General features: G+C 34.7%; 17 protein-coding genes and 1 other RNA gene. 16 read left to right on the top strand and 2 right to left on the bottom strand.

Annotated features, from left to right (window positions below; genetic code table 11):
* Window positions 1-195: 195 nt before the first annotated feature.
* The 16 genes from KJ849_02395 (at window position 196) to ftsY (ending at window position 16,569) form a co-directional block, all read left to right on the top strand.
* On the top strand, window positions 196-555 hold the full coding sequence (locus KJ849_02395; protein MBU2599410.1) for a flagellar protein: 360 nt from the start codon (window positions 196-198) through the stop codon (window positions 553-555).
* 60 nt (window positions 556-615) lie between these two features.
* On the top strand, window positions 616-978 hold the full coding sequence (locus KJ849_02390; protein MBU2599409.1) for a flagellar protein FlgN: 363 nt from the start codon (window positions 616-618) through the stop codon (window positions 976-978).
* 29 nt (window positions 979-1,007) lie between these two features.
* The gene (gene flgK / locus KJ849_02385) at window positions 1,008-2,873 is read left to right on the top strand and encodes a flagellar hook-associated protein FlgK (GenBank protein ID MBU2599408.1); all 1,866 of its coding nucleotides are present in this window, start codon (window positions 1,008-1,010) and stop codon (window positions 2,871-2,873) included.
* A 41-nt stretch (window positions 2,874-2,914) separates the two neighbouring features.
* A complete protein-coding gene (gene flgL, locus KJ849_02380) occupies window positions 2,915-4,219 on the top strand; it encodes a flagellar hook-associated protein FlgL (protein ID MBU2599407.1) in 1,305 nt (434 codons plus the stop codon).
* 185 nt (window positions 4,220-4,404) lie between these two features.
* A complete protein-coding gene (locus tag KJ849_02375; GenBank protein ID MBU2599406.1) occupies window positions 4,405-4,881 on the top strand; it encodes a flagellar assembly protein FliW in 477 nt (158 codons plus the stop codon).
* An 18-nt stretch (window positions 4,882-4,899) separates the two neighbouring features.
* A complete protein-coding gene (gene csrA / locus KJ849_02370; GenBank protein ID MBU2599405.1) occupies window positions 4,900-5,154 on the top strand; it encodes a carbon storage regulator CsrA in 255 nt (84 codons plus the stop codon).
* 519 nt (window positions 5,155-5,673) lie between these two features.
* Window positions 5,674-6,522, top strand: coding sequence for a flagellin (locus KJ849_02365; GenBank protein MBU2599404.1), 849 nt, complete (start codon window positions 5,674-5,676; stop codon window positions 6,520-6,522).
* Between the two features lie 941 nt (window positions 6,523-7,463).
* Entirely contained in the window at window positions 7,464-8,285 is an 822-nt protein-coding gene (locus tag KJ849_02360) for a flagellin (protein ID MBU2599403.1), read from the top strand.
* A gap of 571 nt (window positions 8,286-8,856) precedes the next feature.
* Window positions 8,857-9,681: a flagellin gene (locus KJ849_02355; GenBank protein MBU2599402.1), complete on the top strand. Its 825-nt coding sequence runs from the start codon at window positions 8,857-8,859 to the stop codon at window positions 9,679-9,681.
* Window positions 9,682-10,268: 587 nt separating this feature from the next.
* Window positions 10,269-11,066, top strand: coding sequence for a flagellin (locus tag KJ849_02350; protein MBU2599401.1), 798 nt, complete (start codon window positions 10,269-10,271; stop codon window positions 11,064-11,066).
* Window positions 11,067-11,520: 454 nt separating this feature from the next.
* Complete coding sequence (locus KJ849_02345) at window positions 11,521-12,339, top strand: flagellin (GenBank protein ID MBU2599400.1); 819 nt, start codon at window positions 11,521-11,523, stop codon at window positions 12,337-12,339.
* A gap of 102 nt (window positions 12,340-12,441) precedes the next feature.
* Window positions 12,442-12,777, top strand: coding sequence for a flagellar protein FlaG (locus KJ849_02340; protein MBU2599399.1), 336 nt, complete (start codon window positions 12,442-12,444; stop codon window positions 12,775-12,777).
* A 16-nt stretch (window positions 12,778-12,793) separates the two neighbouring features.
* Window positions 12,794-14,584, top strand: a complete 1,791-nt coding sequence (fliD, locus tag KJ849_02335; protein ID MBU2599398.1) for a flagellar filament capping protein FliD — start codon at window positions 12,794-12,796, stop codon at window positions 14,582-14,584.
* Between the two features lie 119 nt (window positions 14,585-14,703).
* Complete coding sequence (locus KJ849_02330) at window positions 14,704-15,333, top strand: hypothetical protein (GenBank protein ID MBU2599397.1); 630 nt, start codon at window positions 14,704-14,706, stop codon at window positions 15,331-15,333.
* Between the two features lie 64 nt (window positions 15,334-15,397).
* A non-coding RNA gene (gene ssrS, locus KJ849_02325) (6S RNA) lies at window positions 15,398-15,586 on the top strand.
* Window positions 15,587-15,660: 74 nt separating this feature from the next.
* A complete protein-coding gene (ftsY, locus tag KJ849_02320) occupies window positions 15,661-16,569 on the top strand; it encodes a signal recognition particle-docking protein FtsY (protein MBU2599396.1) in 909 nt (302 codons plus the stop codon).
* Here the strand turns inward: ftsY and KJ849_02315 are convergent.
* Both KJ849_02315 and KJ849_02310 read right to left on the bottom strand, forming a co-directional pair.
* Window positions 16,566-17,816, bottom strand: coding sequence for a capsule assembly Wzi family protein (locus tag KJ849_02315; GenBank protein ID MBU2599395.1), 1,251 nt, complete (start codon window positions 17,814-17,816; stop codon window positions 16,566-16,568). The genes ftsY and KJ849_02315 overlap by 4 nt on opposite strands.
* A 125-nt stretch (window positions 17,817-17,941) precedes the next feature.
* Window positions 17,942-18,958, bottom strand: coding sequence for a hypothetical protein (locus tag KJ849_02310; GenBank protein MBU2599394.1), 1,017 nt, complete (start codon window positions 18,956-18,958; stop codon window positions 17,942-17,944).
* Window positions 18,959-19,086 lie beyond the last annotated feature (128 nt).

Raw genomic sequence — 19,086 nt, 5'->3', positions numbered from 1 at the left:
ACTTTTTTTAATGGCGAAACAAAGGTCTTATTAAACTTAGCAAGGAGTTAGTTATGAACTTAATGAATTGCACTTTTTTTAATGGCGAAACAAAGGTCTTATTAAACTTAGCAAGGAGTTAGTTATGAACTTAATGAATTGTACTTTTTTTAATGGCGAAACAAAGGTCTTATTAACCTTAGCAAGGAGTTAGTTATGAACTTAATGAATTGCACTAAATGTGGAAGCTTATTTGTCAGCATTGGTCGACCAGTATGTTTTCTCTGTATAGAAAAAGAGAGAAAAGAATTTGAGATGGTCAAGAAGTTTATAGAGGAACATCCTCACTCCACCGTTTCTCAAGTAGTAGAAGCCACCGGTGTTTCAGAAAAATTAGTCATAGACTTAATCAAGAAAGGTCAAATTAAGTCTAATGAAGCAATGATTGTTTATGAATGTGAAATATGCGCTCGGCCTATTCACGCTGGAAAAGTCTGCAATATCTGTAAAGAAAAGTTGACTGTCGACTTAAAAGAAAGTATTAAGCCACCTGACAACAAAAAGAGAAACAAGTAGATTGCTACCTTAAGTTTTCACTATCCTCTGCCGATATTTAAAGAAAAGAGGTAGATGATCGTGAAGCAAAAAAAAGTTTTAAGAAAAATAGACTATTTTAAGGAGTTGATCCATCTTTCCCAACAAAAGAATAAAAATTTAATATCTGAAGAAATTGACGATCTTTTCCCAATTATTAATCAAGAAAAGAAACTCATTAGCCAAATCATTGAAGAAAAAGAGATAGAAAGCTTTAAAGAAAAAGAAAGATTAAGATTAGTTGCTTTTGAGCTTCAAAAGATAAATCAAAGAAATAAAGAATTGGTGATGAGGTCGTTATCTTTTTTAGGAGAACTTTTTAGATACATTAGCTCCTTTGGAGATAAAAATACCTATGGAAGTAAAAGTTTACCAAAACCTTTACTCTTTAATCAAATAATTTAATACCCGTCAAAAGACAAAAAGGTGGCTTTATGACTTCATTATTCATGGGTTTAGAAATTGGCTCCAGAAGCTTATCTGCTCACCAGTTAGCTTTAAATGTCACGGGGCATAATATTGCTAATGCCAACAACCAAGACTATTCTCGACAAGAGATCCACTTAACCGTTACTGATCCTCTCTTCTTTCCTTCCATGCAGTCTCCCATCGTTCCAGCTCAGATTGGAACAGGTGTTCATGTCTCCACTATTAAGAGAGCTTCTGATGAATTTATCAATGATCGACTGAATCGTGAAGGTCAAAAATTAGGTTATTGGGAATCCAAAGAAGATAATCTTTATCAAATAGAGTTAGCTTTTAACGAACCTTCTACAGTTAATATTCGAAGTTTATTCGACCAGTTTCAAGCTTCCTTGCAAGACTTAGCTAATCAACCTGAATTTAGCGCCTCCAGATCAGTGGTAAGGGAAAAAGCTGAAGCTTTGACTAATTTAATTAGAACTACTTATGGCCAACTCCAAGATTTACAAAACGGCATTAATAACGAAATAAAAGACAGAGTAAAAAAGGTAAACTTATTATCTACCCAAATAGCCGGACTAACTAATAACATCGAGGCGGCTGAGGCTAAAGAAGAAAGCCCAAATGACTTGTTGGATAAAAGGGATAAGTTGATTACCAAACTATGCGAAATAGCTGACATTAGGGTAGCTAAAACAGATCCTGATGACTTTAAGATAAGTTTAGGCGGATTAGTTCTTACTCAAGGATCTGACTACTTCTTGTTAGATACTAAGCCTGATCCAGAAAGAGATGGCTTGGTCGATGTAATTTGGAAAAATACTCAAGAAAAAGCCATTATTTTCAGTGGAGGAATAAAGGGTCTTTTAGAGACTAGGGATGAAATTATTCCCCAACATATGGCCGCACTTGATGAATTAGCTATTACTTTAATTGACAAGTTTAATGAGGTTCATCGGGCTGGTTTTGGATTAGATAGTTCTACCAATATTAATTTTTTTGAACCTTTCCGCCTTAAGGAAGGAGAAGAAATCTTTAAGATCACTGGTAACGCCAGTGGCTATATCCATAGTTTAGATCAGCCTTTAAATGATGCTACCAAAAATCCTTATTTTAGCGCTCCTTACACTACTGAGCCAATCACCAGCGGCTCTTTCGTGATTAATGGAAAGCTGATTACTTTTGATGCGACCAAAGATAGCATCAAAGGTATTGTCAATCGAATTAACGAAACTAATACCGGCGTAGTGGCTTCTATTAGTCCTAACCATAGACTTACTTTAACAGCTACGGCCAATAAAGATTATAAGATTGGAGAGGTCCGGGATATGGGCCCCGCTAACCTTCTTAAAAAATTAGGATTAGTAGATGTTACGGGTACCGGGTATCCTCCCTTAACTAATGTAACTGGAGAATTTACCCGCGTTCCTTATCAAGGGGCAGCTTCACTTATTGATATTTCCTCAGATATCAAGAATAATCTAAATAATATTGCGGCGGCTAAAGGAATAGACAATTCTTCTCCTTTAGATGGAGTAGCTGAGGTGAGTAAGGGAGTTGGCAATAATGAAAATGCTTTTCAGATGACTGAACTTTCTAAAGGTTATTTCTTAGATAGTGGTAAAGTTACCTTTTTGGACTTTTTTCAATCTATCATTTCTAAGGCCGGGGTAGAGAGTGCAGAAGTTAAGAATATGGTTGAAAATCAGAAATTATTTGTTGAAAACATCAAACATTTAAAAGATTCTGTTTCTGGCGTCTCCTTAGATGAAGAAATGATAAATTTAGTTAAATACCAACAAGGTTATGCCGCCTCAGCCAAAATAATCTCCACTATGGATAGCTTGATCCAAATAGTAATTGGCTTAGTAAAATGATACCTGAGAGAATAATTTAGAAATAAATTAAGGAGTAAGTTATGCTTAGAGTTTCCAATCGTACTTTATCTGATACGGTCATGGCTAATTTAACCAGAAACTTACAGACGATGGAAAAATTACATTATCAGTTATCGTCTGGTAAAAGAGTCAGGGTCTCTTCCGATGACCCTATTGCTACTTTAGAATCGATGCGGATGAAGAGTTTAATCTCTCAAAGCGACCAATATGAACGAAACATTGATGATGGAGAGATTTGGGTAAATACCACCGATCGAGTCTTAGATGATATGGGAAATATGTTTCACCGTCTTAAATCCCTCACTGTTCAAGGAGCAAGTGATGTTTTAGCTCAAAATGATCGAGATGACATTGCCTTAGAGATCAATCAAATCTTAGAAGAAGCCGTTAGGTTATCTAACACTAATTTTTCTGGACGGTATATATTTTCAGGAACCTTAACTCAAACTCCTTCTTTTGTCTCTTACCAAGGTAAAGATACTGGTCAAAATTCCAACTTAACTCATATCAATGGAGCAATCCGAACAGGAATAAATCAAGAAAATATCACTCAAGTAAACTACCAGGGAAATAAAGAAGCCATTTATCGGGAGATTGGCGTCCAAGCTAAGGTTCAAATTAATGTAGCCGGTGACGATATCTTTGCCGCTACTACCCATCGAATCACCATGGGTTCTTCAGTCGCTAATCCGGCAGCTGTTTTAGGGGTAGGTCCTGGGGTGATGAGAATTAATGGAAAAGAAATATTTTACGAAAATACCTCTTCTTTAAATGATATTCGAGATAAGATCAATAATGCTAAAACAGGAATAACCGCCAGCGTCATTCAAGATGGCCCTAACTATCGTCTTTCTTTACTCAGTGATCAACCAGCTGAAATATGGATGGAAGATGTTAATGGCGGTACTTTGTTATCAAATACCTTACAGCTCACTGATAGCGCTAAATCTCCTCCCAATAATATTCATTCTAATGCTACTACAGAGAGAATTGACTTATTTCAAGCAATCATTAACATTAGAGATGATTTATATCGCGGCGATGGAGCAAGACTCTCTTCCACTGACTTAGAAAACTTAGATGCTACCTTAAATAATTTTTTAGCTTGGCGGGCTCAACAAGGAGCTAAAGGTAATCGTCTGGAGATGGCTATGGCCTACAATGAAGACACTTTAATCTATGCTAAGGATTTAGAAAGTAAGGCCGAAGGAGTAGATTTAGCCAAAACAATTATGGAATTAAAAATTCAAGAAACAGCTCAACAGTCTGCTTTAGCTTCAGGAGCAAGATTAATTCAACCAAGTTTATTAGATTATTTGAGATGAGCTATCAATTCTCATTTTGAATAATTTGAATAATTTTGAATATTTGAATAAATAAATAATATAGCACTTATTAATGAAAATTTGACATAGATCAAACCAATTTTCAATAGGTATAGATTTTTACTTGACAAGTCTATAAAGATTGTTTTAAGGTTATTTAAGAAAAGGTATTTTAGGAGGTTTAAGTGGGTTTAAAGATAAAGAGTAAGCCTTTTGGAGAAATAGAAATTGAAAACCCAGTAGTTATTGAGTTTAAAGAAAGTATCATTGGCTTTGAATTTCATAAAAAGTATGTCATTTTAGACGCTGACACCGAGAGTGCTTTTAAGTGGCTCCAATCTATTTCTGATCCTAATTTAGCCTTTATTGTCATCCCTCCAGAGGCCTTTTATTTTAACTATAAATTAGAAGTTAGCCTGCAAGATTTAAAATCTATTGGCCTCGATGACCCTCAAGAAGTTACTTGTTTGGTTATTGTCGTAGTCCCGGAAGATCCTTCGCAAATGAGCGCTAATCTTCAGGCCCCTATTGTTATTAATCCTAAAAATTACTTAGCTAAACAGATGCTCTCTCTTAATCCTCAATACACCGTAAGGCATAAAATTCTTGATGAACTTCAACATAGTCTTTTGCAAAAAGAAAAAGCCGTTAATCAAAAATAAGGAGAAGATGGTTTAAACATGCTTGTCTTAGCTAGAAAAAGAGATCAAAGTATTATGATTGGGGATAACGTAGAGATAGTTGTGGTTGATATTCACGGTGATCAAATTAAATTAGGAATTAAGGCGCCTCGGCATGTGGCTGTGCACAGAAAAGAAGTTTACGAAGAAGTCCAAAAAGAAAATATTAGAGCTGCTGGCACTAAAACAGCTGAAGTAAGTAAATTAGATTTATTATTGAAGAAAAAAATAGAAAATAAGAGAAAAATAGACTAAAGTAACTATTTATTAGCGATATTTAGCTATAAAACTTTGTATTAGTTTAAAAATTAGTAAATTTATCCCTAAATATTTTTAAAGTTTCTGCCGATATAATAACTAAGAAAAATATTTAAGTATAAGTTTTTTAAAAAAAAAGGGGGGGCTAAACACAGGGATGTAAAATTGTCCACGAAGGACAAAGAAGAGAAATCAAAGGCTTATTGCCAAGCATCATCCTTGTGCAATAAGCCTTTTTTATTGACCATAAACAGGAGGTGAAAAAAACAAGAAGTAAAAAGCAAAAGATTATCTAAGCTTAAGATTAATTAAGTTTAGATTAAATTAGATAAGGTAAGATCTGGTAAATATTTAGGTATTGGATTAGCTTTTAGTCTTTAAGTTTTGTCTTAACTAACCGCTGACACCTGACCATTGAACGTTTACCAAACCCAAAAAATATGAGGAGTAAACCTCACTAAAAAATCTCTTAGATCAGGGAGGATTTAAGAACAAAATCAAGGAGGATAAATAGTCATGAGAATAATGCATAACGTTAGTTCTTTAATTGCTAGTCGAAATTTAGATAACAGTAATAAACTACTCTTAAAGAACTTAGAAAAACTTTCTTCAGGTTATCGTATTAATCGAGCTTCGGACGATGCTGCTGGTTTAGCCATTTCTGAAAAATTTAGAACTCAGATTAAAGGATTAGACCAAGCCATCAAGAATACTCGAGATGGAATTTCTCTTATTCAGACCGCAGAAGGTGCTTTAACTGAAATTCAAGCTATGGTTCAACGAATGCGACTTTTAGCCGTTCAAAGCGCTAACCAAACTTACACTTCCACTGATCGATCTCAAGCTCAAGTAGAAGTTAATCAGCTCTTAGAAGAAATAGATAGAATGGCTAGTGCGGTTCAGTTTAACACTAAGCAGTTGTTCAAAGGTCATTGGGACCCTAATGCTACTGTCGATGGTAAACCAGGAGCACCCCTTAGAATTCATATTGGCGCTAACAAGGACGAGATTATTCTAATTACCATTAAAAAATTTACCGCCAGTGGACTAGGTGTTTATGGCCAAAGTATTTCTACTTGGAATAAAGCAGAAAGTGCCATTAATATTTTTCAAAGTGCGGTTAATTTAATCTCTATTCAACGAGCTAATTTTGGTGCTTATGAAAATAGGTTAGACCATATTATTAATGGCTTGGGAGTTGCTTTTGAAAATATGTCGGCCAGTGAGGCTCGAATTAGAGACTTAGACATGGCTAGCGAAATGTCTGACTTTACCAAGAATCAAATCTTAGCTCAAGCAGGAACCGCCATGTTAGCTCAATCTAATTCTCAACCTCAAATGGTTCTTCAGCTTTTAGGTGGCTAAAGATTTAATTAAGGCTTAATTAAAAAATTATATTTAGAACTAATTATCAAATTATCGTAACCGTTCAGCCGTCAGCAATCAGCAGTCAGCTAAAGTTAATAAAATCAACTGATTAGCTGAATGATATCTGAACGGTTACCAATAAAGAAGATTTAGAAGCTGATACTGGGCATTAGTTAATAAGAGACTCTCCTTAGTCCTTGGTAAATGATATCTGAACAGTTACTAATAAAGAAGATTTAGAAGCTGATACTGGGTACTAATTATAAGAGACTCTCCTTAGTCCTTGGTAAATGATATCTGAACGGTTACCAATAAAGAAGATTTAGAAGCTGATACTGGGTACTAATTATAAGAGACTCTCCTTAGTCCTTGGTAAATGATATCTGAACAGTTACCAATAAAGAAGATTTAGAAGCTGATACTGGGCATTAGTTAATAAGAGACTCTCCTTAGTCCTTGGTAAATGATATCTGAACAGTTACCAATAAAGAAGATTTAGAAGCTGATACTGGGTACTAATTATAAGAGACTCTCCTTAGTCCTTGGTAAATGATATCTGAACAGTTACTAATAAAGAAGATTTAGAAGCTGATACTGGGTACTAATCATAAGACTCTCCTTAGTTCCTAGTATTGGCTGCTAAATCCACTTAGAAATTTATAGCTGCATTTCTCTTAATGGCCATTTAAGAGGATCTAGCGATAAAGAACATCTATTTTTAAGCAAAATAGGAAGGCCAACTATCTTCTTAAAAAGAGATGCTTCTAAGTTAAAAGCCTTTTTATTAATTATATACATAATTCATCTACATAATTCATCCTCGTATATTTAGTAATCATACTTAAAGGCAGTTAGTAGTCAAAAGTTAATGAGAACTTTAAAAACTAAGTCCAGAATAGGGAAATTCTGGAAAAAGTTAATCAAGGAGGGTCACAGATATGAGAATCATGCAAAATATTACCGCCTACATAGCTCACAGGCATTTTGGGAATACTAATAAAAATATGGATAAAAACTTAGAGAAATTATCTTCAGGATATCGCATTAACCGAGCCGCTGACGATGCCGCTGGTTTAGCTGTCTCGGAGAAGATGAGAACTCAAGTTAATGGTTTGGATCAAGCTAGAAGAAATGCCTTAGATGGTGTTTCTTTAGTTCAAACCGCTGAAGCCGCCATGCACGAAATGCATACCATGTTACAAAGAATGAGAACTTTAGCCGTCCAAACCGCTAATGGAACTTACACCAGTACTGATAGAAACTTAGTTCAGACTGAAGTAAAACAGCTAATTGATGAAATTGATCGGCTGTCTTCGGCTACTCAATTTAATGAACTAAATATTCTAAAATTAACTTCCTCCATTAAATTTCATATTGGTGCTAACAAGAATGAAGTTATGGCAGTTAATATTGGAGTAATGGGTAGTTCTCAAATAGGCATAAAAAACGGGAGTACTTATTTATCTATTTCTACCATAACTCATGCCGAAAGTGCTATCTTTACTCTTACCAGTGCTATTAATGCCATTTCCATCAAAAGAGCTAATTTAGGAGCAGTCCAAAATAGATTAGACTATACTTTAAATGCCCTTGGCATTGCTCACGAAAATATGGCCGCCAGTGAAGCACGCATTAGGGATTTAGATATGGCTAAAGAAATGATGGACTTTACCAAAAATCAAATTTTAATGCAAGCTGGTACTTCGATGTTGGCTCAAGCCAATCAAGTTCCTCAAAGTGTTTTAGCCTTATTAGGCTGAAAAAAAAGCAAGGGAAAGAACTTTCTTTCCCTTGCTGGTAAGATACTTTTTCCTCCCTTTCCTCCCTTCTCTTAACGGACAGCTGATACCTGACAGCTGAACGTTTACCAATTTAGTAGCTAGTTTTACTCATCAATCTTTAAGTAATATTTTAAGTAATGATTATTAGATGATTATTATTTAAGTATTATTTAAGTGATGATTATTAATTGGTGATTATTACTGGCTACTAAAAGACGCTTACTAAAAAACTAAATATTTAGCTGCCGCTAGATTTTTATCATTTGTTTGGCCAACTTTTGATAAATTTTCTAAAGGACACCCACGAATATAAAGAGTAAATTGGCCAATTTACTTGAATATTCTGAGATGAAAAGTTTAAATATTTAGAGACCACCATAGGATCATAATAGTTAAAGATATCATAATTATTTAAATATCTTAAAGTGGTCACCAAAAAAGTAGCGGTCAAAAGTAGCTTAAAAGAGCTTCATTAGGGAAAATGAAGCCCTCTTTAAGTAGGGAGGGGACTTAAAGAGAAAAAATATTTTTTTTCAGGGAGGATGTTGATATGAGAATAATGCAAAATGTTACCGCTTACACTGCTCATCGTAATTTCACTAACACTGGTAATGCGATGAGTAAAAACCTGGAGAAATTATCTTCAGGGTATCGAATTAACCGCGCTGCTGACGATGCCGCTGGTTTAGCTGTCTCGGAGAAGATGAGAACTCAAGTTAATGGTTTGGATCAAGCTAAGAAGAATGCCTTAGATGGCATTTCTTTAGTCCAAACGGCAGAAGCAGGAATGCACGAAATCCATACTATGCTTCAAAGAATGAGAACCTTAGCCGTTCAAACCTCTAATGGAACATATACCAGTACTGACAGAAATTTGGTCCAAAAAGAAGTCAATCAATTAGTTTCTGAAATTGATCGATTAGCTAGCGCCACCCAATTTAATGAACTAAATGTTTTAACAGCCACTACAGGTAAGGAGCTAGGTTCAATCAGATTTCATATTGGAGCTAATAAAAATGAAGCCTTGACAGTTAAAATGAGTGGGATTTCTACTACCAGATTAGGAATTGGAAGTCTCTCTATTTCAACAGTTACCAAGGCAGAAAATGCTATTCACGCCTTAACTAGTGCTATAAACAAAGTCTCTACTAAGAGATCTGAATTAGGTGCCACCCAGAATAGATTAGACCATACTTTAAATGCCATAGGCATAGCTCACGAAAATATGGCCGCCAGTGAAGCTAGAATTAGGGATTTAGATATGGCTCAAGAAATGATGGGCTTTACCAAGAACCAGATCTTACTACAAGCTGGTACTTCGATGTTGGCTCAAGCCAATCAAATGCCACAAAGCGTGCTCTCGTTACTTGGCTAAAAAGCTTAAAAAAGGGAAGCTCCGGCTTCCCTTTTTCTTAAAAAAAAAAGATAAGAGGTTATCTTTAAATAAAAAAGGAAGATTTTAAAAGAAAATATACCTATATTTGTTAAATATGACTATATTTAGTCTTTAATAAATTTTATCTTTCTGTCGAAAAGATAAAATAGGTAATGTAAAATTAATTAATCTTAAGTAAAGGGAGGGACTTAAGGTGTTATTATTCTTATCAGCAGGCAGAGTTTTAAAAGGCTTATTAAATAAGATAACTTTATCTTATTTAATAAGCCTTTTTAATAAGCCTTTTGTTTTTTAATCTTTTTTAATCTTTAATTAAGATTAGAGGTAAAAAAGAAGATGTTTTTAGAAGAAAATTAATCTTAGCTTTAATAAGCTACATAAAAAGTTAAGATTAAGATTAATTCTTTAAATACTTATCTTTAAAGAAGGCGCCATTAAGGTATTTATTTAAAGAGAGCTTTTAAAGGCAAAAAAAAGAAGGTTTTGGCTTCGTAAGAAGCAAACCTTAAAGTTAAGGAAGACTTTAAGGAAAAATAAAAACAGGGAGGGTTATTGACGTGAGAATAATGCAAAATATTACAGCTTATGCTGCCCATCGTAATGTGGGTAACACTGAAAATGCAATGGCTAAGAACTTGGAGAAACTCTCTTCAGGTTATCGCATAAACCGAGCTGGCGATGATGCTGCTGGTTTAGCTGTCTCGGAAAAGATGAGAACTCAAGTTAAAGGTTTAGAGCAAAGTGGGGCCAACTCCTTAGATGCTATTTCCTTAGTTCAAACGGCAGAAGCAGGAATGCACGAAGTTCATTCGATGCTTCAAAGAGTTAGAACCTTAGCGGTCCAATCTTCTAACGCTACTTACACCAGTGCCGATAGAGCCTTAATGAACACCGAAGTCGTCCAACTAAAATCCGAAATTAACCGCTTAGCTAGTGCTACCCAATTTAACGAAAAGCCTGTCTTAGGGGCCACTAGTACCTATGCTTTCCATGTCGGAGCTAATAAAGACGAAACCTTATCTACCACTATTAAGAAGGTAAGTACTAGTGAGCTAGCTATCGATGCTCTTTCTATCTCAACTGTAACTAAGGCCGAAGCAGCTATTACATCTCTATCTACGGCTATTAACACTATTTCTGGCCGACGTTCTGACTTAGGTGCTGTTCAGAACAGGTTAGAGCATACTTTAAATGCTACTGGCATCGCCAGAGAAAATATGGCTGGTGCTGAAGCTCGAATTAGAGACTTAGATGTGGCTAAAGAGATGATGGATTTCACCAAGAACCAAATCTTAATGCAAGCCGGTACTTCGATGTTAGCTCAAGCTAACCAAGCACCTCAAAGCGTCTTGTCCTTACTCTAATTTAGAAAAAATTTAGAGCAGGTAATCTTCAGGGAAAAGGAAGTACTCCTTCCTTTTCCCTGTCAGGGATGAGGTTAAAAGATTTATCAAAAGATGCTCTTTAAAAAAATAAGATAATCTTAAGCTTAGGGAGAAACTTAAGATGAACTTTCAAAAAAACATCAAAAAATTTATTAAGTAAGTCTAACTAATAAGTTTTTTGATGTTTTTTTTTAACTATGTAGGTAAGGTTTTCTTAATTCAAATGGGCACCTCCGCACCTCCATGTTAGCTCAAGCTAACCAAAGTCCTAAAATGATCTTGAGTTTATTACCATAGAGAATAATAACCTCTACCGAGGGAAGGAAAGCAGTCTACTTTAAAGTAAAAAATATTACTGGAAATGAAACTACTACCTCTTCTTTGGGAAGGCAGACTTAAAGAAGAGTAAAGACAAAAAAGGAGCATGAGCGTAATGGGTTTTGGATTGGACCGGATCTCTTTTTCTATTTCAAGATACATAGGTAATAATGTTAGAAACTTAGGAAATGCCGCTGATAAGTTAGCTTCAGGTTATCAGATTAATAAAGCCGGTGATGACGCCGCCAGATTAGCGGTTTCAGAAAAGTTCCGAACTCAGTATTACGGCTTAAGGCAAGCCTTAGAAAATTCGTATAATGGTATGTCGATGTTAGAAGTAGCCGAAGGAGGCATGACTGAAATCCATAATATGCTTCAAAGAATAAGAGTCTTAGCCGTAACCAGTGCTACTGATACTTTAGTCAGCACCGATCGAGGCTTAATTCAGACCGAAGTAAGTTCCTTATTAGAAGGTATTAACCAAATAGCTAGTACTACCAATTATAACGGGATGAGAGTCTTAAAGGAATTTTCTAGTGAAAATAGCCTCTCTTTTCACTTAGGAGCTAATAAGGATGAGACAAAAAAATTAAATATTGAATCCATAAGCACTAACGAGTTAGGTCTAAATGATCTTTCAATCACCACTCGTGAAAAATCTGAAGAAGCTCTGGGAAAAATAAGTCTGGCGATCAATGAGATTTCAAGAAGACGAGCTAAGATAGGAAGTAATATTCATACCTTAGAGCCATGTCTTAATCCCATTGCTGTTTCTATGGAGCGACAAGTAGCTTCAGAAACTTGGTATCGGGATAAAGATATAGCGCAAGGAGTGATGGATTTTACAAAAAATAAGATTCTCTTAGCCTCCTCGATAGAGATAGTTTCTAAAGTTAATACCTTACGAAAAGGAATAATAGATATCATTAGATAATTTAAAAAGGATTAAAGTTTTTTCTATATTTGGTCGATATCTTACATAGAAAGGGTAAGTAGTCATTGTTTTAGTAAAGATAACTACAAAGGAGGGAAGATTATGGAAAACATGGAAGTTATTCATCCTCTAGCCAGAGTAAAGGTAGCTTCAAAAGGAGAAGAGATAAAAAAAGAAGCCTCTCAAGAACAAGAAGTAGAAAGAAAGAAAGAAGAACCAGAAGATATAACAGAAACGGTGGAGCTACTTAATAAAACTTCCCTCGCTTACGATCGAGGGATAGAGTTTACTGTCCATAAAGACCCTGATAGAATCATCATCAAAGTAATTGACCAAGAGACCAAAGAGGTTATTAGAGAAGTTCCCAGTGAAGAGATAATGGATTTACTTACCGATTTACACAAGTTAAACGGTTTACTTTTCGATAAAGTATCTTAAGAAAGAGGAGGATTTTATGCCCCAGTCATTTATGGGTATTGGTTCAGGTTTTGATGTTAGAGGCATGGTTGATGCCTTGATGGCTATCGAAAGAAGGCCTATTCTCGCACGGGAAGACCGTAAGTTAGAGATGGAAAAGAAAAAAGATGCCTGGCGAGATGTCAATACCCGACTAAAGACTTTAAAAGATAAGGTCGACCCCTTAATAGGAGAAATATTTGGAGAAACGCTCTGGACCAAATCAAAAGCTACTTCAGCCGATGAAAGTATAGTCAAGGTCACGCCAGGAACTGATGTCGCAACTGGAACCTATGATCTAAGAATAAGAAGATTAGCTACCAGCTCGATGAGCAAAAGTAGCGGCGAATTAAATACCAACCCTTCTAAGATAAGTAGCCAGGGAGTAGTGGCGGGCTTAGACAAGAAAGTAGATTTGACTAAGAGTTTTGCCGAAGCTGGTTTTGATACTACCCCTGATGGCACCGTCTCTATTGGAGTAGGAGCAAATACCTGGACTTCCGCTGATTTAAGTACTTATAGTAGTGTTCAAGCATTTATAGACGCGGCTAATGCTAATTCTTTTATTAATATGAGATATAAGAGTGATGAGGATAAATTTATTATCGAAAGCACCAATGGACAAAGCTTAACTTTAAGCCAGACTGGAAGTAATGGCTTTTTAACTGAGGCCAATATTACGACAGTCACTAATTATGCCACTAATGAAAGTGGCCTGGATACTGAAACTAAGCTTTATAAAGCTAATTTTAATAATAAAGTAGCCGTAGATGCTACTGGTTCTTTTAAGATTAACGGAGAAACACTTTCTTGGGACGCCGATACAGATACCCTTAATGGCTTAATAGGGAAAATAAATCGATCCCAGGCTGGAGTTACGGCTATTTATGATGAGTCTTTTGACAAGATAATGCTTACCTCAAAAGAGATGGGGGCTAATAATATTGAAGTAAGCGATCTCACGGGAACATTTGCTGCCAACACTCTTTTGTTGCCTTCATTAGGAACAGCAGGTCAAGGGGCTTTATTTACTATTAACTCTACTTCCAGTGCTGATGAAATCAAGAAAGACACTAATGTCTTTACCATTGGGGGTGTCTCTTATGATTTAAGAAAGATCAGTAAAGACATTGATGAATCTGCCGTTAATCCATATAGTAGCGCGGAACTTACCAAAATTTCCGTAGTTAAGGATGAAGGAGAAATCTTTAATAAGATCAAGGAATTTGTAGATCAATTTAATAGTACCTCAGAATTCTTATATACTACCAGCAAGAGTAGCGAGCAAAAAACAGAAAGAGGAGTTTTGGTAGGAGAGGGATCGCTCTCTAGTCTTTATACTACTTTATTTAATAATGCCACTGCTCGTCAGTCAGGTTTAGGCCAAGATAAATTTGATGAACTTTCTGAAATAGGTATTACTAGTGCTAAATATGCCCGAGGAACAGCCGTAAAATTAGAGATTAATGAAACTAAATTAAAAGAAGCTATTAAGGATAACCCCAAAGAAGTAGAAAATTTATTTGGAAAAGATACGGATGGCGATTTAAAAAAAGATAAAGGAGTAGCGGTGAGCTTATTTAATTATTTAAAACCTTTGACCACCTTTGGAGGAACCATAGAAAATAAAGTTAAATTAGAGGAAAACTTCATCAAAGACTTAAATAAGCAGATAGCTAATATGGAGAGAAATTTAGCCACTACAGAAGAAAGATATAAGAAGAGCTTTGCCGCTATGGACAAAGCTTACGCCACCATGAACAGGCAAATACAAATGCTCGGAGGTTAGTGCCAGGTAAATTATTTAAAAGATAATTAATGATAGACAAAGAAGAAAGATTTAGTTATTGTCCCTTAGAGAGGGATATTTTTTTATCTAATAACCTAAGATCAAGATGAGGTAAATAAATGGAGATAGTCTTAAATGGACGAAATTTAGATTTTGAATTAGAAGATGAAAAAACATTGGGTGATGTTTTGTTAGTCATAGGTAAGTGGACAGCAGAAGTTAACGCGGAGGTCATTACTAAGATTAAAATAAATACCGATGAAGTGATTCTTCCGGCGGAAGGCTTTGACTCCAAAAAACCTATAGAAGAAGTCAAGAAACTTGAACTTGAAACAAAAAGAGTAGCTACTAAAGACTTATTGGCTGAATTAGCTAGTTTTAAAGATAAACTCAATCTCTTGACTAAAGACTTAATAGATGTAGCCGTCAAGCTCCAGACAGGCAACGATCTTAAAGCTATGGAAGCTTTTCAAGACGATATCACCATCTTAGAAGATTTAATTACTTTAACCCATAATTCAGGAAGATGTTTTAACTTAAATTATAGTCAGATTAAGGTTAACGAAAAGACCGTGGAAGAAGAGATCTTAGCTTTAAAAGATCTTCTCAAAGAAGTAATTATGGCTTTTGAAAATAAAGATATGGTCATGTTATGTGATTTATTAGAATACGAATTATCTCCTTTGATGGAAGGCTGGTTAGATTTAATAGATAGATTAAAGGAAGAAACAAAGGCTCGATTAAATTAATTTAGGGCCAGAATATTTTTCTTGTCATATTTAGTTTAATATGTTATTTTTAAAATTAAAGAGTGAGTCCCTACCAAGTTGGTGATGGGTGAGTATATATTGAGCCAACACTAAATAAAAGGAAATTCTTATTTAGAGGTGGATTGCAAGCTATCACTTTAGTTAGATAGAAGCAGTAAAACCTTTAAAGGAATTAACCGTATCTTTTATATAGGGTTCAATTAAGTCAGCCACACGGCTTAGCGGGGACTAAATCTAATAAAAAAGGAGAAGAACTAGTTTCTTCTCCTTTTTTATTAGATTTAAGAATGGTTGATGGAAATATTGATGAAAGAAGAAAAGAATATCTTTGGAAGACTAAAAAAGGTTTTATCTAAAACCCGTCATAATATTTTTAAAAGGTTATTAGATAAAGAAATAATCAAGGAAGAAGAATTAGAAGAATCATTAATCTTATCGGATGTAGGAGTAAGCACTACTTCTCAGTTAATAAATCTTTTAAAAGATGATTTTTATCCCAATAAAGAGTCATTTTTAAAAGCTGTCAAGGAGAATCTTTTAAAGATATTGATGAAGTGTAAAAAAAAAGAAGACCCAGAAAGATATCCTTTAGTCCTAATAGTCGTAGGGGTCAATGGAGTAGGAAAGACTACCACCATAGCCAAGATAGCTTATCGGTATAAAATTTTAGGTAAAAAAATACTCTTAGTGGCTGCTGATACTTTTCGAGCTGCTGCTATCGAACAGCTAAAGAAGTGGGCCGATAATTTAGAGATAGACTTGGTAAAACATCAAGATGGAGCTGATCCTGGCGCTGTAGTATTTGACGCTTTAACAGCTGCTAAAGTTAGAAACATAGAGGTAGTGATTATTGATACGGCTGGAAGAATGCATAACCAAGCCAACTTAATGAAGGAACTTAAAAAGATAAAGAATATTTGCCAGAAAAAGATGGAAATTGGTCTTTGCAAGGTCCTATTAATATTAGATGCTAATACCGGTCAAAACGCTTTAAGGCAGATATCTTTATTCCATCAAGAAGTAGGTATAGATGGCCTTATTATGACTAAATTAGATGGGACTTCTAAAGGAGGCATCTTAGTCACTATTAGCCACGAATTTATGATTCCTATTGAGTATCTAGGAATTGGCGAAAAATTTGAAGATTTAATTGAGTTTAAGGCAGAAGATTTCGTAGAAGCTTTATTTGATGAAAAGAAAGATCAAGAAGACTAGAAAAAGGCCAACTTAACTTCAAGGTAGATTAATTGATTAGTTTCTTCAGGGGAGGGTAAATTATTTTTATCTTTAATCCTTTGATAGCCATACTTGGCAGAAAAGGCCAAGTTTCCTCTTTTTAAGCCACCTATCTTAACTAAGTACTGTTTCTTTTTTTCTATATTACTTAGAGAAAGACCTTTATTTTCTAGATCATAGGTTAATTCTAAAAGACATCTCCTTAGTTGATAGCTTAGATTTAAATAAAAATCCTCAGCATCCCCTCCCATATGGTGACCAATAATTCTCTGCTGATAAGTATAGCCACTTTGATAAATTCCATGAGTATAAAAGTAAGTCCGGCTGTTTTTAAGGCTATTGTCAGCATATTCTAAGGTTAAATTAACTCTCCTTTTTAACGCAGTTAACGAAATTCCACCTAACCTCCCCCATTTACAAGGAAGAGAACCAGCTTCATCTTCTCCTACAAAATCTCCATAGATAATGAGATCTTCTCCTCGTGGCCAAAAAGATTTAATAAACTTAATATTTGAAGCTTGGAGAGTAAAGTCAAATCCAGCTAATTGGTTGTTATTTAGCTTACCTGGCTCGTTCTCATGACTAGCTAAGATCATCTTCCAGTAGTCACTAAAAGAATAGCTTTCTCTTCCCTGTCCACCAAAGATTATTACCCTATTTAAGCTAAAATTAAATGATAAAGAAGGAGAAAAATTAATTCTTAATCCAGTCAGGTAGGGATAAGGAATAACTCTCTCTTCTTCAAGACGTGTCAAAAGCCAACTATAATTAATATCTCCTAAAAGTTTCCCTGCCCATGGTAAAATTATCGGCTGATCGTTAGAAAGTTTAAGAAGCAAGAAAGGTTCTATATTGTTAGAAAGTAACATCGAACCATGTTTCCCTGGTCCCCACCAAAGAGATTTTTTACCTAAAGTAATCTGGGAGTTACTTAACTTAAGATTTAAGTAACCTTGAAGAAGATTTAAATCTCCGGCCTCCTTTAGTTCTGGATTAAGATAGATCACTAAATTTTTATAGAGATTAATCTGGGTATTAAAAATAAGATTATAGTTTTGGCCTTCTTGGTTGACTTTTCCATCATTATTTTCAATTTGAAGATATTTATCAAGACAAAGAAGATCGAGATGAATTTCATTTATCTTTAAGAATGGTTGGCTGGCATTAGAAGTAATTTGGCATAAAGAAATTACCAATGTTAAAAAAAGAATTAAGCTTATCCTCATTTTAAAGCATCTTTAGTAATTGCATAAACAGTTACCCTCTTATAGTAGTTATTAACGAAAACCGGACATAGGAAATAATGATGATATGAATTTGACTCTTAAGCTGCTTCTTTTTTCACTCCCCCCTACTTGAGACTATCATTAGATATCTCATCCTTCTCCTTTTTACTACCATAAAATACTTTATAAATATTAATTCCTTGTCTTTCAAGATATTCTAAAAAGAAAGCTAAAAAGATACCTATGAATAAAGAAGTTGTTCCGGCTAATAAGACATTTAATATTATTTTAGGTTTTATTTTTTTAAAAGAAGGAGTAGCCTTATCTAAAACTTCTATTTTTATTGCTTCTTTGGCTTCTGAAATTTTAGCTTTTTCATACTCTTCCAAAAGGAATTTATAGATCATTTCTTGAATCACAAGACTTCTTTTTAATCTTAATAATTCTAAACTCACTTTAGGAACCTCTTGAAGAGGAATAATGGATAAACTAGATCTTGATAGGTCTTTATTAGGGTCAGGATTTCCTTGACCTGCTTCTATCTTAGCTAATTGCTTCTTTATCTCCTTTATCTCTAACTCTTTTTTTTCAAATTCAGGATGGGTAGGCGAAACATAACTCTTCATTACTCCAAGTTGAACCTCTATTAACATAACTTGAGCTTTTAACTCCGCCGCTTTCTTAATAGTCTCTTCTACTTGAATATCTAAAGAGATAGCTTGATGTTCTTCTTGGAAAGCTTTAAAAGAGTTTTCTGCTCGTTTTAAACTCTCTAAAGCACTGTCTAATTGCCCCTTAATAAAGAGCCGGTTATTTCTTTCTACCGAAAGAGAGCTATTGTTGATATAATTTTGTAATTCAAAAACATAAGCATTGGCAATATCGGCCGCTAATCTTGGACTTTTTAACTGTACTTTCACCACTATAGATCCTTCTTTTTCTTGAGTAATGGTAGTAATTCCTTTTAAAACCTCTATTGCTTCCCCTATTTTAAGAGCTCCTTCTTGGTCGTCTAATTTGAAAAATTTTATAAGTTGATATCTTTTAACTATTCTTTCCCTAATATTCCTACTCTTTAAGATAGGTAGAAAATAACCTTTCGCCTCTCCTCCTCCTATTAAAGAAGATACCTGTAATACCAAAATGAAAATGTCCTAATCTGGCAAAATGAAAATGTCCTGTTTAAGGATGTAAAATATCCCTCAAAAAAGGAGGGAGAAATGGAAGAAAAGGACATTTTCGAAATGAGCAAAAAAGAGTGGGCAAGATT

Source organism: bacterium, from assembly GCA_018830565.1.
Classification (GTDB): domain Bacteria; phylum UBA9089; class JAHJRX01; order JAHJRX01; family JAHJRX01; genus JAHJRX01.
Note: the sequence above shows the minus strand (reverse complement) of the source record. Positions and strands in the feature narration are given on the sequence as shown.

Coding starts and splice junctions, on each gene's coding strand:
- KJ849_02395 (MBU2599410.1), top strand. CDS start 196: ATGAACTTAATGAATTGCACTAAATGTGGAAGCTTATTTGTCAGCATT.
- flgK (MBU2599408.1), top strand. CDS start 1,008: ATGACTTCATTATTCATGGGTTTAGAAATTGGCTCCAGAAGCTTATCT.
- flgL (MBU2599407.1), top strand. CDS start 2,915: ATGCTTAGAGTTTCCAATCGTACTTTATCTGATACGGTCATGGCTAAT.
- csrA (MBU2599405.1), top strand. CDS start 4,900: ATGCTTGTCTTAGCTAGAAAAAGAGATCAAAGTATTATGATTGGGGAT.
- KJ849_02365 (MBU2599404.1), top strand. CDS start 5,674: ATGAGAATAATGCATAACGTTAGTTCTTTAATTGCTAGTCGAAATTTA.
- KJ849_02360 (MBU2599403.1), top strand. CDS start 7,464: ATGAGAATCATGCAAAATATTACCGCCTACATAGCTCACAGGCATTTT.
- KJ849_02355 (MBU2599402.1), top strand. CDS start 8,857: ATGAGAATAATGCAAAATGTTACCGCTTACACTGCTCATCGTAATTTC.
- KJ849_02350 (MBU2599401.1), top strand. CDS start 10,269: ATGCAAAATATTACAGCTTATGCTGCCCATCGTAATGTGGGTAACACT.
- KJ849_02345 (MBU2599400.1), top strand. CDS start 11,521: ATGGGTTTTGGATTGGACCGGATCTCTTTTTCTATTTCAAGATACATA.
- KJ849_02340 (MBU2599399.1), top strand. CDS start 12,442: ATGGAAAACATGGAAGTTATTCATCCTCTAGCCAGAGTAAAGGTAGCT.
- fliD (MBU2599398.1), top strand. CDS start 12,794: ATGCCCCAGTCATTTATGGGTATTGGTTCAGGTTTTGATGTTAGAGGC.
- KJ849_02330 (MBU2599397.1), top strand. CDS start 14,704: ATGGAGATAGTCTTAAATGGACGAAATTTAGATTTTGAATTAGAAGAT.
- ftsY (MBU2599396.1), top strand. CDS start 15,661: ATGAAAGAAGAAAAGAATATCTTTGGAAGACTAAAAAAGGTTTTATCT.
- KJ849_02315 (MBU2599395.1), bottom strand. CDS start 17,816: ATGAGGATAAGCTTAATTCTTTTTTTAACATTGGTAATTTCTTTATGC.